Genomic DNA, 14,149 nt, shown 5'->3' with positions numbered 1-14,149 from the left:
CCCGATGACGAGAACTGGGTTTCCGGCGACAACGTTGCCGCCGTGGGAAAGCGTGCCCGCGCAGCCGTGACAGGGGATGAGTAACCGCTACTCAACTACCCCGAGCGCCTGCGCGAGTTGGTGCCGGGTGGTGACGCCGAGTTTGGCGTAGGCGTGCTGGAGGTGGTTGTCGACGGTGCGCACCGACAGTGCCAGGACCTGGGCGATGTCCTTGCTGGCGGTGCCGACGGCGGCGAGCAGGGCGATCTCTCGTTCGCGGGCGGTGAGCGCGGCCGTGGCCTGGGCGGTGGTCAGCAACGGTGTGCGGGCGCCTTCGCAGCGGGCCCGGGCCATGGCGGCCCGCTGGGTGGCCGCGGCGGCACGGCGGGGCCGGGCAGCCCTGCGCCAGGCGGCCGCGGCAGCGGTGGCCGCCTCGGCGTCGAGCAGGTCCGCGCCGATGGCCCGGCAGGCGTCGGCGGCCAGAAGGAGCTGGTCGGGGTCGTCGGCGGCCAACGCCCTCGCCAACTGGGCTCGCGCGGGGGCGAGTTCGCCGTCACAGGCCTGGGCGATCGCGGTCAGTCGGCCGGTGACCTCCTTGGCCCCGCCGAGCCGGGCGACATCGGTCAACAGCAGTGCCTCGCCGGTGACATGACCACTGGCGCGGGCGATACCGGCAGCGTCGGTGAGCACGGACCGGGCCCGCCCCAGCTGCCCGCGGGCGGCCAACAGCCATGCCTCGCCCAGGCGTTCCTCCCCGGCGGACAGCAACCCCGGTTCCACCGGCGGCAGGGCGCGGTGCTCGGCCAGCGTCGCCTCGGCCGCGTCCAGGTCTCCCAGTACGGCCGCGCAGGCGGCGAGACCGGCGAGCACCAGGCGCAGTGCCATGGCGTGGTCGATACCGCGGGACACGGTGGCGGCCTCGGCCCACCAGCGGCGGGCGGTGGCGGGATGGCCGGCCAACCAGTGCGTACGGCCCAGGAGGACGGCCAGCCAGATCCGCACGCGGGAACCGGCCGCGGCGAGTTCGGCGTAGGCGCGCTCGCCCTCCCGACAGGCTTCGGCCGCCGGGAGACCGGCCTCGGTGAGGGCGAGGACGAGCGGGACGCGCTGGAAGGCGGGATGGGAGGCCAGGGCCCGTTCCTGGACCCGCCGGTGCGCGTCGTGGGCGCGCCGCGCCCAGGTCGTGGCCTCGGCGGTACGGCCCACCAGGGCCAGCGCGGCGGGCTTCATCCAGGCTCCGCGCAGCCAGGCGTTGACGTCGGGCGCGTCACCGACCTCGGTCTCCAGATCCGCCAACAGGGCCAGGCCCTCGGCCGGCCGGCCGCCGACGATCCGCAGGAAACCCTCGTTGACCGTGAGCTTGCGGCGGTCGGCGGGGCTGCTGACCTGTTCGCGGGCGGCGTCGTTGACCGCGAGCGCCTCGGCGACGGGGGCGTTGCTCCACAGCAGGTTCGTCGTCCGGACCAGGGCGACCGCGAGCTTGTCCTGCTCGTCGACGGCAAAGGCGTCGGCCCGGGCGAGAGTCGCCTCGGCCCGGTGCCAGCGGCCCAACTCGAACAGGGCCTCGCCGAGCCTCAGGTCGGTGGCGGTGGTCCGGTGCTTCTCGGGCAGGGCTTCCAGGAGGGCGACGGTCTGGGGTAAGTCGTGGGCGTGGCGTGCCAGTACGGCGGCCTGGGCGAGGAGGGCCGGGTCGGCGGTGCCGGTGGCCGCCAGCCGCCAGCTGGCGATGTGCAGCAGGTCGGCGCGGCGGCGGGCTCCGCGGGCCTCGACGCGCTCGGCCTGGTCAAGGAGCAGAACCCGGCGGCGCAGGACCGGCAGACCGGCCCGCAGCACCTCGCCGTACAGGGGATGGGCCAGGGAGACGGCGGTGCGCCGCCCGTCCTGGGTGACCCGTATCAGCCCGGCCTGTTCCAGGGCCGCCGTCACCTGCGGCGGGGCGAGCGCTTCGACGTATGCGAGGGACAGCGGTTCGCACAGCGCCAGCAACTCCAGGACAGGGCGTCCGGCGGAGTCGGCGGTGGCCAGCCGCGTCGAGATCATTTCGGTGAGCCGCGCGGTGCCCGGCAGCCGGTCCTCGACCAGATGCCAGATCTCGCCGTCCTCGGTCAGATTTCCGGCGGTCAGGGCGCCGAGGACCAGTTCGCGCAGGTAGAGCACGTTGCCGCCGCTCGCGGCCGACAGCTTGTGCAGGGGTCTTCGGGCGACCGGTCTCCCGAGCGCGGCCTGCAGCAGCGCCTCGATCTGCTCCGGTCCCAGCACGGTCAGGTCGACCCGGTACACCGCGTCCCCACCGCGCAGCGCGGCGACGGCCTCCCCGTAGGGCTCCCCGCTGCGCACGGTGCCGATCAGCAGGAGCGCGCCGGTGTCCATCAACTGCCGCAGCAGTACGGCCGAGGCGGCGTCCAGCAGATGCATGTCGTCGACCATCAGCACCCACTGCCACCCCGGCCCGGCGGCCAACTCCCGGGCGACAGCATCGAATCCGGCGACCGGGTCGGACAGATCCACCCCGACCGGCAGCAGATGCGCGATCGCCCCCAACGGCACCGCGCCGGCCGCGACGCTCGCGGTGGCCCGCCCCACCCGGAACCCCGCCGCCGCGGCACGCTCAAGGCACTCCTCGGCCAGCCGTGACTTGCCCACGCCGGCCGCCCCGCCCACCACGAACCCGCGACACCCCCGGTCCGCCAACGCCGCGGCGAAGTACTCCAACTCCGCCTCACGCCCCACCAACGGCCAACGCCCCGCCCATTCCCGCACTCCGGCTCCCCCGTCCCCGGCAGCCCGTCATATGCCGCTGGGCACCATCCCATCAGCTCACGGCCCATCCTTGGGGCTGGGTTTCGGGCCATCGTTGAGGTCCGCCCAGAGCAGCTTCCCGCCTTTCGAAGCCCCCAGATCCCGCAGCACGGACACGCCCCACGCGTCCGCGCAGGCCCGTACGAGGTGCAGGCCGCGTCCGTGTTCCGCGTCCTCCGGGGGTACGAGGACGGGGGCGCCCTTCTCCGAGAAGCCCGGCGGGACGGTCGGATCGGTGTCCCAGACCGCGATACGGACCCGGTCGGGGTCGGCGGCCAGGAGGCGCAGGGCGTACGGGCCCCGGGTGTGCAGATGGGCGTTGGTGAGCAGCTCGGAGGCCAACAGCTCGGCGGTTGGGGCGAGTTCGGTGAGGTCGTGGGCGGCGAGGATGGTACGGAGGGTGGCTCGGGCGATGCCCGGGGCACGGGGATCGTGCGGGAGTTGAAGGGTGTAGGACCAGGTGGGGGATACGGTTGCCATGGAAGTCTCCCGGTTCGGTGGGGAGTTGGGTGATTTGGTTACGTTGCCCAGTGACCGCGGCCGCTCCGTCGAGCGGGGTGCTTCTGGGGCAGGGGCCCAGGTACTAAAGTAGCGGCGCTCAGTGAACCCATTCACTGGTTTCGAGGAATCCCATGCACTATCACTCGTGTGAGTGACCAGTAGCATCGAAGAAGCGGAGAAGTCCTTGAGGAGCAACCCGACGGGTCGCCAACTCCGATTCGGCGCGGAGCTGCGCAAACTCCGGGAGCGCGCAGGCCTGACTGCCACCGAGGCGGGTCAACTCATGGGCATCAAGCAGACTCAGGTCAGCAACACGGAAGCTGGGCGTGTGGGCGTGAGCGCAGAACGCGTGCGCACCCTCGCCTGCCACTACGACTGCTCCGACAAGGCCCTCGTCGAGGCTCTCAGCGACATGACCACCGAGCGGTCGCGTGGCTGGTGGGAGGAGTACCGCGAGATCCTGCCCAGCGGGCTGATCGACCTGGCCGAGATGGAGCACCACGCGACGCGTCTGCGTGCCGGGATCACGGCCCACATTCCTGGCCTGCTCCAGATCCACGATCACGCCCGCGAGGTCATCCGCCAGGTCGTCCCGGAACTCTCGCCCCCCGACATCGAGCACCGGCTCTCGTTCCGGATCAAGCGCCAGACCGTCCTCTACAAGGACTCCCCCACCCCGTATCAGGCAGTCATCCATGAAGCTGCCCTGCGGATGCAGTTCGGCGGCCCCGCCGTCACGCGGAAGCAACTGCAACACATCCTCGACATGGGCGAGCGCGCACACATCACCGTGCAGGTCATCCCGTTCGCCGCCGGCGCCTACCCCGGGTCGGGCCAATCGATCCTGTACGCCCACGGCCCCGTACCGCAGCTCGACACGGTGCACCTCGACCAGTCCCACGGCTCAGCGCTGATCGACGCCGAAGCACAGCTCGACAAGTACCGCGTACTGCTGGAGCGCATGGAGGCCACAGCCCTCACGCCCAACGCGTCACGCGACCTCATTCACGCCATCGTCCAGGACCTGTGAAGGGAACCGAGATGCCCAGCGACACCTGGCAGAAGTCCTCGTACTGCGGAGAGGGCGAGGCCTGCATACATGTCACCGGAACCGGCTCAATCCATCTCACCGAAAGCAGCGACCCCACCGCAGCGATACTCACCACCGCCCCCGCCACCTTCCACTCCCTCCTCCAAACCCTCAAGAAGGACCCGAATCGTGGCTGACATCCCCCCGAACCTCGACTGGGTCCGAGCCGCCCCGGACGACGCGACCGGCCCCGGCCCCTGGATCGAACTCGCCTTCGGCGAAGACGACTTGGTCTACATCCGCGAAACCGGCAACCCCACGAACATCGTCACTACAACCCAGAAGAAGTGGGACGCGTTCGTACTGGGCGTACAGGCAGGCGAGTTCGACCACTTCGTAGAGGGACTGGAGGACGAAAAATCTTAGGTACGACAACAACACGCCGCACCCTGCTCACCACAGCAACGGCAACAGCCGCACTCGCGCTCACAGGGAACCCGGCACAAGCGACCCCCCGTACCCGGAACACCACACACACCCGCCTGCGCGAACTCGAGGAACAACACGGCGCCAGAGTCGGAGCGTTCGCCCACAACCTGGGGACAAAGGCGACCGTGGGGTACCGGGCGTCGGAGCTCTTCCCGATGTGTTCGGTGTTCAAGACGCTCGCGGTCGCGGCCGTGCTGCGGGACCTCGACGAGCACGGCGAGACGCTCGCCAAGCGGATCCACTACACGGCGGCGGACGTGGAGGCGGCCGACGGCGGGGCGGTCACCAGCAGGCCGGAGAACATCGCCTCCGGCCTGACCGTCGAGCAACTGTCCGACGCCGCGATCCGCTTCAGCGACAACGCCGCCGCCAACCTCCTGCTCCGCGAACTCGGCGGCCCCACCGCAGTGACCCGGTTCTGCCGCTCGCTCGGGGACCGGACGACCCGACTGGACCGCTGGGAACCGGAGTTGAACTCGGCGGAGCCGGGCCGGTTGGAGGACACGACCACCCCGGGCGCCATCGCCCGGACGTACGCACGGCTGGTACTCGGCAACGCCCTGAACGACGAGGACCGGACCCGCCTGACGGCCTGGCTCCTCGGCAACACGACCGGCGGTGAACGCCTGCGCAAGGGCCTGCCGCAGGACTGGACGGTCGGCGACAAGACGGGCACGGGCCAGTACGGGACGGCCAACGACGTGGGGATCGCCTGGACCCCGGACGGCACCCCCGTCGTCGTGGCCGTCCTGACCACCAAGCCCGACCCGGCGGCCGGCGCGGACAGCCCGCTGGTCGCGAAGACGGCCACGGTCCTGGCGGAAGCGGTGAGCTGACCCGAGCGGCGGGGGCGGGCGCCTCAACAGGACACCGTGATCAGCGCGACGTCTAATGGTCGTGACTGAACGTTCCGCCTGGAGCGCTGGGAGCGACCCGTGCGACTGCGTCGGCTGGGTGAATGGTGTGCGCGGCACTTCGTGATCGTCATCGTGCTGTGGCTGGCCGCCCTCGTCGCCCTGCAGATGCTCAACCGTTCGTTCGGCGGTGAGTACGAGGACAACTTCTCCCTGTCGGGAGTGCAGTCCCAGCAGGGCCTGGACGTCCTGAAGGAGCACGATCCGGCGGCCGGCGGCTACAGCAGCCAGATCGTGCTCCAGGACAAGTCGAAGCCGCTGACCGACGTGGACTCGCAGATGTCGCAGACGGTCGGCGACCTGCAGAAACTGCCGCACGTCCTGGCCGTACAGAACCCGTTGCAGTCCTCCTCGGGACAGTCGAGCCAGTCCTCCTCACAGCCGAACGTCGGCCCCATCACCTCCGACGCCAAGACCGCCTACATCACCGTCCGCTTCGACGTACAGCCCTCCACCCTCGGCGACGACTACCTCACCGGCGTGGACACCTCGGTGCAGCCCCTGCGCGCGGCCGGTGTCGACGTCGAGTACGGCGGACCGCTGGGCGAGCTGGCGAGGCCTGAGGCGGACGACCGGGTCAGCGAGCTGATCGGGTTCGCGGTGGCGATCGTCGTGCTGCTCGTCGGGTTCGGGAGCGTGATCGCCGCGGGCATTCCGCTCCTCTCCGCGCTGATCAGCGTGATCGGAGGGCTGGCCTGCCTGGGACTGCTGGCGTCCGCGTTCACCTTCGCCACCGTCTCGCCGACCCTGGCCACGATGATCGGGCTCGGCGTCGGCATCGACTACGCGCTGTTCCTGATCACCAGGCACCGGCAGAACCTCATGGACGGCGCCGATCCGGTCCAGGCGGCGGGCCGCGCCACCGCCACCAGCGGCCGGGCCGTGCTCGTCTCCGGCTGCACGGTGATCATCGCCCTGGCCGGCCTGTCGGTCTCCGGGGTCTCGTTCATCGGCTTGCTGGGCGTGGCCGCCGCCGTCACGGTGGTCTCCGCGGTCCTGGGCGCCCTCACCCTCGTACCGGCGATCCTCGGCCTCATCGGCAAACGCATCGACCGCTACCACGTACGCCGCCCGGTCGCCGAGACCGACGCGGAGCCCGGAGCCCCGGCGCACGGCACCTGGCACCGCTATGCGCAACGCGTGGAGCGACGCCCCTGGTGGTTCCTGACCGGCGGAGTCATCGTCGTACTCGTACTGGCGATCCCCGTGCTGTCCATCCAGCTCGGCCACATCGGGGACGGCGCGGACCCGAAGTCGTTCACGGACCGCCGGGCCTACGACATCATGGCGACGGCCTTCGGCCCCGGCTCGAACGGCCCGCTGACGGTCGTCATCGACCAGACCGACGTGCCCTCCGACCAGCGCTCCGCCCTCTCCTCCCAGGCGCAGAAGGAACTCAACGGCGTAGCGGGCGCGGCCACCGTCACTCCGCTCACCCCGACGCAGGACGGAGACGTACTCGTCGGCACGGTCTACTCGAAGGAAGCCCCGCAGAGCGCCACGACCACCGACCTCACCAACCGCCTGGTCGACGAGACCCTGCCGCAGGCCGTCTCCGGGACCAAAGCCGACGGCTATGTGACCGGCACGACCGCCGCCCAGGTCGACTTCCGCGACATCGTCGCGAGCCGCCTCCCCCTGATCATCGGGGTCGTCGTAGCCCTAGCCTTCCTGATCATCCTCATCGTCTTCCGGGGCCTCCTTGTCGCCCTGAAGGCGGCCGTCCTCAACGTGCTCTCCATCGCCGCGTCGTACGGCGTCGTCGTCGCCGTCTTCCAATGGGGCTGGGGCGGGCCCGCGTTGGGCGTCGAGGGCAAGGTGCCGATCGAGAGCTATGTGCCGATGATGATGTTCGCGATCATCTTCGGCCTGAGCATGGACTACGAGATCTTCCTGCTCTCCCGCGTCCACGAGGCCTGGATCCGCACCGGCGACGCGAAGGCCAGCGTCGCGCACGCCCTTGAAATCACGGCCCGCGTGATCACCTGCGCCGCCCTGATCATGGTGAGCGTCTTCGCCGCGTTCATCGTCAGCGACAACGTCGTCGTCAAGATGCTGGGACTTGGGCTCGCGGTGAGCGTGCTCATCGACGCGACCGTCGTACGCCTGCTGCTGGTACCGGCAGTCATGACCCTGCTCGGCCACCACGCCTGGTGGACCCCCCGCTGGCTCGACCGTCTCCTCCCCCATGTGGACACGGAGGGCGAGAAGGCGGCCTGAGCTCGTACCCATAAGTCACCGGTGTGCCGCTGATGCGGCCCCGGTGACTTTCCTGTGAGCGGAGTCAAGCCGCCGTCAGCTTCCGGCCATCGAGGCGCCATTGAGCGGTAAGCCGACGGCCTTTGTTCGGTAAGGCGGAAGTCAGGATTCCAGAAGTCTCTTGTTGTCGCGTACTCAACAAGGGATGGTCATCCGCGGGCCGATCAAGCCCACCGCCGGGGACACCGGACCGGCGGCGCACGGCACCCGCACTGCCCCTGTCAACCACTCTCAGGAGCTGTACGTTGCGTATCGAATCCCCCCAAATATCTGTCACGCGTGGCAGATGGCGCCGCATAGGCGCAGCCGCTCTCGGCACCGCCGCACTGGTCATAGCCGGCCTCGGCACCGCAGCCCCCGCAGGCGCCGCCCCCGCCAAGTCAGCCTCTTCCCAGGTGACTTGGACCCGCGCCTGCGCCACCCCCACCAAGGGCCAGATGGCCTGCAAGGCACTCCGCGTCACCGGCGGCACGACCGCGTTCCAGAAGGAGCAGCAGGCCCAGGCCCGCACGGACGCCGTCACCCCCAACGCGGCCGACGCCTCGACCCCCTCCGGCTACGGCCCCAGCGACCTCCAGGACGCCTACGGCCTGACCTCCGCCGCCGCCTCCAACGGCTCGGGCGAGACCATCGCGATCGTCGACGCGTACAACGACCCGAACGCCGAAGCGGACCTCGCCAAGTACCGTACGTACTACGGACTCTCGGCCTGCACGACCGCCAACGGCTGCTTCAAGAAGGTCAGTCAGACGGGCTCCACGACCTCCCTCCCCACCAGTGACTCCGGCTGGTCCGAGGAGATCTCCCTCGACCTGGACATGGCCAGCGCCGTCTGCCCGAACTGCAGCATCCTGCTCGTCGAGGCCAAGTCCGCCACCATGGCCAACCTCGGCACGGCCGTGAACGAGGCCGTCACCCTGGGCGCGAAGTACGTCTCCAACAGCTACGGCGGCTCCGAGTCCTCCTCCGACTCGACGTACGACACCTCGTACTTCAAGCACACGGGCGTCGCCATCACCGTCAGCGCGGGCGACGCGGGCTACGGCGCCGAGTACCCGGCGGCCTCCCAGTACGTGACCTCCGTCGGCGGCACCGCCCTCTCCGCCGACTCCTCCAGCCGCGGCTGGAGCGAGAGCGTGTGGGAGACCAGCAGCACCGAGGGCACCGGCTCCGGCTGCTCCTCGTACGACGCCAAGCCGGCCTGGCAGACCGACACGGGCTGCACGAAGCGCACCATCGCCGACGTCTCGGCCGTCGCCGACCCGGCGACCGGCGTCTCGGTCTACGACTCCTACGGCGTCACGGCCGGCTGGTACACCTTCGGTGGTACGAGCGCCTCCGCTCCGATCATCGCGGGCGTCTACGCCCTCGCCGGCACCCCGTCCTCCGGCTCCTACCCGGCCAAGTTCCCGTACACGGCGGCCGGTACCTCGGCCCTCAACGACGTGACCAGCGGCACCAACGGCAGCTGCGGATCGACGTACCTCTGCACCGCCAAGTCGGGCTACGACGGCCCGACCGGCTATGGCACCCCGGAGGGAGTCGCGGCCTTCACGGGCTGACCTCCGGGCAACGGGGGCTGTCGGCGGAAGCAGTGGGGACCACCGGCGGCACATGAGAACGGGCCGCGGCTACCAGCCGCGGCCCGTTTCCCTGTCCCACAACGACCCGGGATAGCCTTCGGACTGACGGTCACTCGGCCACACCCCGCGTACGCGCGACCGTCCGCAGTTCCATGAAGAGGGGTTAACGACGGAACCACACGACAGGTTCCGCACCGACTTCATTGCTCGGCGTAACCAGCCGTGATACACAGAGTGACCATACGATCCTTTGCATACCAAACCCGCCAATCAATGACGCCCAAGTCGACATCCGACAGCGTCATCGTCGGCGAGAATGGGCTCGACCTCTGCGCACAGGGCAGAGGGTGCGGAACTACCCACTAGGGGCGGTGACTTACATGCTTTTCGCAGCCGAAAAGGGCGACATCACCACAATCATCGGCGGGATCGCTCCGGACTGGGGTCCCTTCGGCAGCCTGGGCAACGAAGCCAAGACGATGGTCCAGGTTGTGATGGCGGTCGCCATCATGCTCTGCCTCGGGATCGCTATCTGGGGTGCGGCCAAGCAGCGCATCGGCGCGACGGCCCTCCGGGACACCTTCAGCGCCGAGCAGGGCAAGGGCCTCATCATCGCGGGCCTCACCGGCGTCTTCATCATCGGATCCCTCGGCACGCTGTTCACCATCGTGTACGGCATGGCCGTCTAGGCCGGGCCGGGTGCGCCCGGATCCTCTCTCCTCCCCCTCCGACCCACCCATCCGTCGTGCCCACCGGCTGAGGTTGCGTTTCCCTGATGTCGAGTCACCACACCGCGCCCGCGCGGGAAGCAGCACGGCTACCGTCGTACTACGCGGTCCGGCGAGAGGTTGAGGGGGCGTACGCGGCATGAGTCTCGGTGACGAACCCGGCTACGGCGACAGCTCGCGCGGCGAGGACGGTGGGTACGGCGGCTCCGGCCAGACCCGCACCCGCCTTCCCGGCGGTGGTGGCGGCGACGTGTACGGCGGTGCCCGCCGCGGGCGGTCCTCCTCGCGGAGCCTGGTCACGGTCGTCGGTGTGGTGGTCCTGCTGATCGCCGCGATCGCCTTCGCGAACCGCGGGGGCGACGATTCGTCGTCCTCCGGGGGAGGGGGCTCCGACAATGCGGGGACTTCGCCTACGGCGGCTTCGGGGGAGCGGCCGGTGGGATCGAAGGACTCGGGGATTCCTTCGGGGTTTGCGCACAGTCCGGTTGGCGCGGAGTCCGCCGCGGCGAACTACGCGGTGGCGCTGGGCTCGGCGGACATGTTCAACAAGGCCAGGCGGGACCAGATCCTGTCGGCCGTCATCACCCCGTCCAAGGTCGCCGAGTTCGAGGCGTCTCTGGACCAGGCGTACACGCCGCAGTTCAACCAGAACGTCGGGCTGAACGCGGACGGCTCGACCCCTCAGGGCTACACGTTCGTCTCGCGTACGAGCCCGATCGGCACCAAGGTGACCGAGTCCTCGGCCGACACGGCGACCGTCGAGGTCTGGTGCAGCGGTCTCCTCGGACTCGCGGGCGACAACTCCACCAATCCCGTCACCAGTACCTGGTTCACCATCACCGCGCAGCTGGAGTGGACCGCAGGCGACTGGAAGATCGTGACGCACTCTCAGAAGGAAGGCCCCGCGCCCGTACCGGGCGACGACCGGGCCTCCAGCGCCGATGACATCGCGAAGGCTGTCGAGGAGTACGGAGGGTTCACGTATGCCCGCTAACCATCGCGTACTCAAACTGACCGCCGCTGTCGGCGCCGTACAGGCCACGGTGTTGCTGCTGGCCACCCGGGCTGTCGCCGCACCCACACCTACACCGACCCCGAGCAGTGACCCTTGCAGCCTCATCAAGGGCCCCGCCAAGGACTACTGCGAGGACGGCAGCGGAACCGGCGGCACGGGCGGGACCGACAACCCCCTCACCTCCACCCTCGACCCCCTCTCCTCCCTCGCCCAGGGCTGCGCCGACGCCGCCTCCTGGACCATCGACAAGCTCAGCGCGGCCGTCAAGGACACCGCGAACGTCGACTTCACGAACCCGAAGTTCCTCCAGCAGTACGCGGTGGTCTTCGCGGCGTCGACGATCCTGACGCTGGTGCTGTGGCTGCTGGCCGTGGCGAAGAGGGCGGTGCGGGGCGTCCCGCTCACCACCGCGCTCGGGGAGGCCGTCGGGTTCCTGTGGCTGACGGTGCTGGCGTCGGCGTTCACCCCGCTGATCCTGTACACGGTCGTGTCGGCGACGGACGGCGTCACGGAGGTCCTGTCGGCGACGACGGGCAACCAGACGGACACGTTCTTCGGGAACTTCTCCGGCGCCCTGGCCAAGGGCGAGGACATCGGCGGCGGCCCGATCATGCTGATCGTCGTGTCGATGGTGTCGATCCTGGCGGCCGGAGTGCTCTGGCTGGAGCTCGTCATCAGAGCCGCGCTTCTCTACGTGGGCGCCCTGCTCGGCACCGTCGTGTACGCGGGCCTGGTCGACAAGAACCTGTGGGGCCACGTCCGCCGCTGGGCGGGCATCATGATCGCGGTGATCCTGGTCAAACCGGTGATCGTGATCGTGCTGGGCCTGGCCGGCGCCCTGTCCTCCGCGGACGGCCCGGACGCGTTCTCCGCCGTCGTCTCCGGCCTCGCCATCATCCTGCTCGCCATCTTCGCGAGCGCGATGATCTACCGCTTCGTACCGGGCTTCGGCGACGAGATCGCCAACTCCCGCAACAACCGCATCATGCAGGGCGCCGAGGGCAAGGCGGCAGCCGTGATGAGCTCCCCGGCGACCCTGGTCGCGCAGGGCATCAAGACCCACAGCACCCGCGCCGACAACGGCGGTGGCGGAGGCGGCAACAGCCAGCCGCGCCCCGCCAACCCCGCCTCCGGCGGCGTGGCCGCACACAGCACCCGTACGTCGAACGGAGGCGGCGGATCTGTCCCCTCCGCCGCACCCGCACCCCGTACCAGCCCGGCCAACACCCCGCACGCCAGCAACACCCGCAACAGCAACCGCACAGGAGGTGACGGGCGTTGACGACCGAGTCCCACGTGTCCCACGTGGTCACGCCCCGCCGTACATATCTGATCGGCCGCGCCCGGCCCAACGCGATCGTCGGCCGGAACCGCGAGTCCGGCGAGATCGCGCTGATCATCGCGGGCGCGTTCCTGGGCATGATGTGCGGCCTGCTCGTCCCGGTGCTGTCCCTGCGGATCGTGCTCCTTATGGGCTTCCCGCTGGTCGCCCTCGCGGCGGTGTACGTCCCCTACAAGCGCCGCACGTTCTACAAGTGGTTCGAGATCAACCGCAGTTACAAGCGGAGCCTGCGCCGCGGAACGGCGTACCGCAGCAGTGTCATGGAGGCCGGCACGAGCGCCGACGGGCGCGAGGTCGAGATCGGTCCGCCCCCGGGCATCGGACGGATCAACTGGCTCGCGGCGCCCTTCGGCCCCGACGAGATCGCCGTACTCCTGCACGCCGACCGCCGCACGGTCACCGCGGCGATCGAGATCGAGGGGCCCGGTGTCGGCCTGCGCGACTCCGAGGACCAAGAGGCCCTCGTCGACCGCTTCGGCACGCTCCTCAAGCACGTCGCGAACGGCGACGGCTTCGTCACCCGCATCCAGATGCTCGCCCGCACCCTCCCCGCCGACCCGGACGCGCACGCCAAGGACGTCTCCGTACGCGGCGACGAGCGCGCCCCCGGCTGGCTGCAGCAGTCGTACGACCAGCTCGCGTCCATGGTGTCCACGAGCAGCGAGCAGCACCGCGCTTACCTCGTCGCGTGCATGCACTTCAACCGCGAACTCGCCGCCGAGGCACAGGCGATGGCCCGCGCGGCCCGCCCGCACGGCGGCCGGAAGCTGGACCGCGACGCCGGCCTGGCCGTCGTCATGGCGCGTGAGCTGACCGACATCTGCTCGCGGCTGCAGGAAGCCGACATCCGCGTACGGCAGCCGCTGGGCCAGGGCCGGCTCTCCTCCCTCGTCCACTCCATGTACGACCCGGACCACCCCATCGACCACATCCAGGCGATGACCAAGCGCAACGCCTGGCCCGCCGAGCTCGACGCCATGGAGCCCACCTACCTCCAGGCGAAGACCCGCGAGTCCTCCACCCGCGCGCCCTGGTGCCACTCCACGGCCTGGGTGAAGGAGTGGCCGATGACACCGGTGGGCGTCAACTTCCTTGCCCCGCTGCTCGTCCACACCCCGGACGTCATCCGGACCGTGGCCGTCACGATGGACCTCGAACCCACCGAGATCGCCATCGAGCGGATGCTGACCGAGAAGACGAACGACGACGCCGAGGCCAGCCGCGCCGCCAAGATGAACCGGACCGTGGACCCGCGCGACGTCGCCGCCCACGGACGCATGGACCAGCGCGGCGAGGACCTCGCGAGCGGCGCGGCGGGCGTGAACCTCGTCGGCTACATCACGGTCAGCTCGCGCTCCCCCGAGGCCCTCGCCCGCGACAAGCGGACGATCCGCGCCTCGGCCGGCAAGTCGTATCTGAAGCTGGAGTGGTGCGACCGCGAGCACCACCGCGCCTTCGTCAACACACTGCCGTTCGCCACCGGAATCCGCAGGTAGGGGCTGATGTTCTG

12 protein-coding genes are annotated in these 14,149 nt (G+C 69.9%); 10 read left to right on the top strand and 2 right to left on the bottom strand.

Annotated elements, in window-relative coordinates:
- Window positions 1–87: 87 nt before the first annotated feature.
- Both OG266_RS23550 and OG266_RS23545 read right to left on the bottom strand, forming a co-directional pair.
- Window positions 88–2,739, bottom strand: coding sequence for a LuxR C-terminal-related transcriptional regulator (locus tag OG266_RS23550; RefSeq protein WP_371548248.1), 2,652 nt, complete (start codon window positions 2,737–2,739; stop codon window positions 88–90).
- A 57-nt stretch (window positions 2,740–2,796) separates the two neighbouring features.
- Entirely contained in the window at window positions 2,797–3,258 is a 462-nt protein-coding gene (locus OG266_RS23545) for an ATP-binding protein (RefSeq protein WP_371548246.1), read from the bottom strand.
- Between the two features lie 205 nt (window positions 3,259–3,463).
- Here OG266_RS23545 and OG266_RS23540 point away from each other — a divergent pair, with 205 nt between their 5' ends.
- The 10 genes from OG266_RS23540 to OG266_RS23495 all read left to right on the top strand — a co-directional run bounded on the left by OG266_RS23540 (window position 3,464) and on the right by OG266_RS23495 (window position 14,135).
- Window positions 3,464–4,309: a helix-turn-helix domain-containing protein gene (locus OG266_RS23540; protein WP_371552925.1), complete on the top strand. Its 846-nt coding sequence runs from the start codon at window positions 3,464–3,466 to the stop codon at window positions 4,307–4,309.
- 11 nt (window positions 4,310–4,320) lie between these two features.
- On the top strand, window positions 4,321–4,506 hold the full coding sequence (locus OG266_RS23535; protein ID WP_371548245.1) for a DUF397 domain-containing protein: 186 nt from the start codon (window positions 4,321–4,323) through the stop codon (window positions 4,504–4,506).
- Window positions 4,499–4,735: a DUF397 domain-containing protein gene (locus tag OG266_RS23530; protein ID WP_371548244.1), complete on the top strand. Its 237-nt coding sequence runs from the start codon at window positions 4,499–4,501 to the stop codon at window positions 4,733–4,735. Before OG266_RS23535 ends, OG266_RS23530 begins: the two co-directional genes overlap by 8 nt.
- A complete protein-coding gene (gene bla / locus OG266_RS23525) occupies window positions 4,729–5,634 on the top strand; it encodes a class A beta-lactamase (RefSeq protein WP_371552923.1) in 906 nt (301 codons plus the stop codon). Before OG266_RS23530 ends, bla begins: the two co-directional genes overlap by 7 nt.
- Before the next feature lie 78 nt (window positions 5,635–5,712).
- Complete coding sequence (locus OG266_RS23520) at window positions 5,713–7,932, top strand: MMPL family transporter (RefSeq protein WP_371552922.1); 2,220 nt, start codon at window positions 5,713–5,715, stop codon at window positions 7,930–7,932.
- A gap of 284 nt (window positions 7,933–8,216) precedes the next feature.
- Window positions 8,217–9,533, top strand: a complete 1,317-nt coding sequence (locus OG266_RS23515; RefSeq protein WP_371548243.1) for a peptidase S8 — start codon at window positions 8,217–8,219, stop codon at window positions 9,531–9,533.
- 401 nt (window positions 9,534–9,934) lie between these two features.
- Entirely contained in the window at window positions 9,935–10,243 is a 309-nt protein-coding gene (locus OG266_RS23510) for a hypothetical protein (protein ID WP_266459173.1), read from the top strand.
- Between the two features lie 178 nt (window positions 10,244–10,421).
- The gene (locus OG266_RS23505; RefSeq protein WP_371548240.1) at window positions 10,422–11,276 is read left to right on the top strand and encodes a hypothetical protein; all 855 of its coding nucleotides are present in this window, start codon (window positions 10,422–10,424) and stop codon (window positions 11,274–11,276) included.
- A complete protein-coding gene (locus OG266_RS23500) occupies window positions 11,266–12,579 on the top strand; it encodes a hypothetical protein (protein ID WP_371548239.1) in 1,314 nt (437 codons plus the stop codon). The genes OG266_RS23505 and OG266_RS23500 overlap by 11 nt, the downstream gene beginning before the upstream one ends.
- Entirely contained in the window at window positions 12,576–14,135 is a 1,560-nt protein-coding gene (locus OG266_RS23495; protein ID WP_266459169.1) for an SCO6880 family protein, read from the top strand. Before OG266_RS23500 ends, OG266_RS23495 begins: the two co-directional genes overlap by 4 nt.
- Window positions 14,136–14,149 lie beyond the last annotated feature (14 nt).

This window comes from Streptomyces sp. NBC_00554, assembly GCF_041431135.1.
Classification (GTDB): Bacteria; Actinomycetota; Actinomycetes; order Streptomycetales; family Streptomycetaceae; genus Streptomyces.
This window is presented reverse-complemented; position numbering and strand designations above follow the sequence as displayed.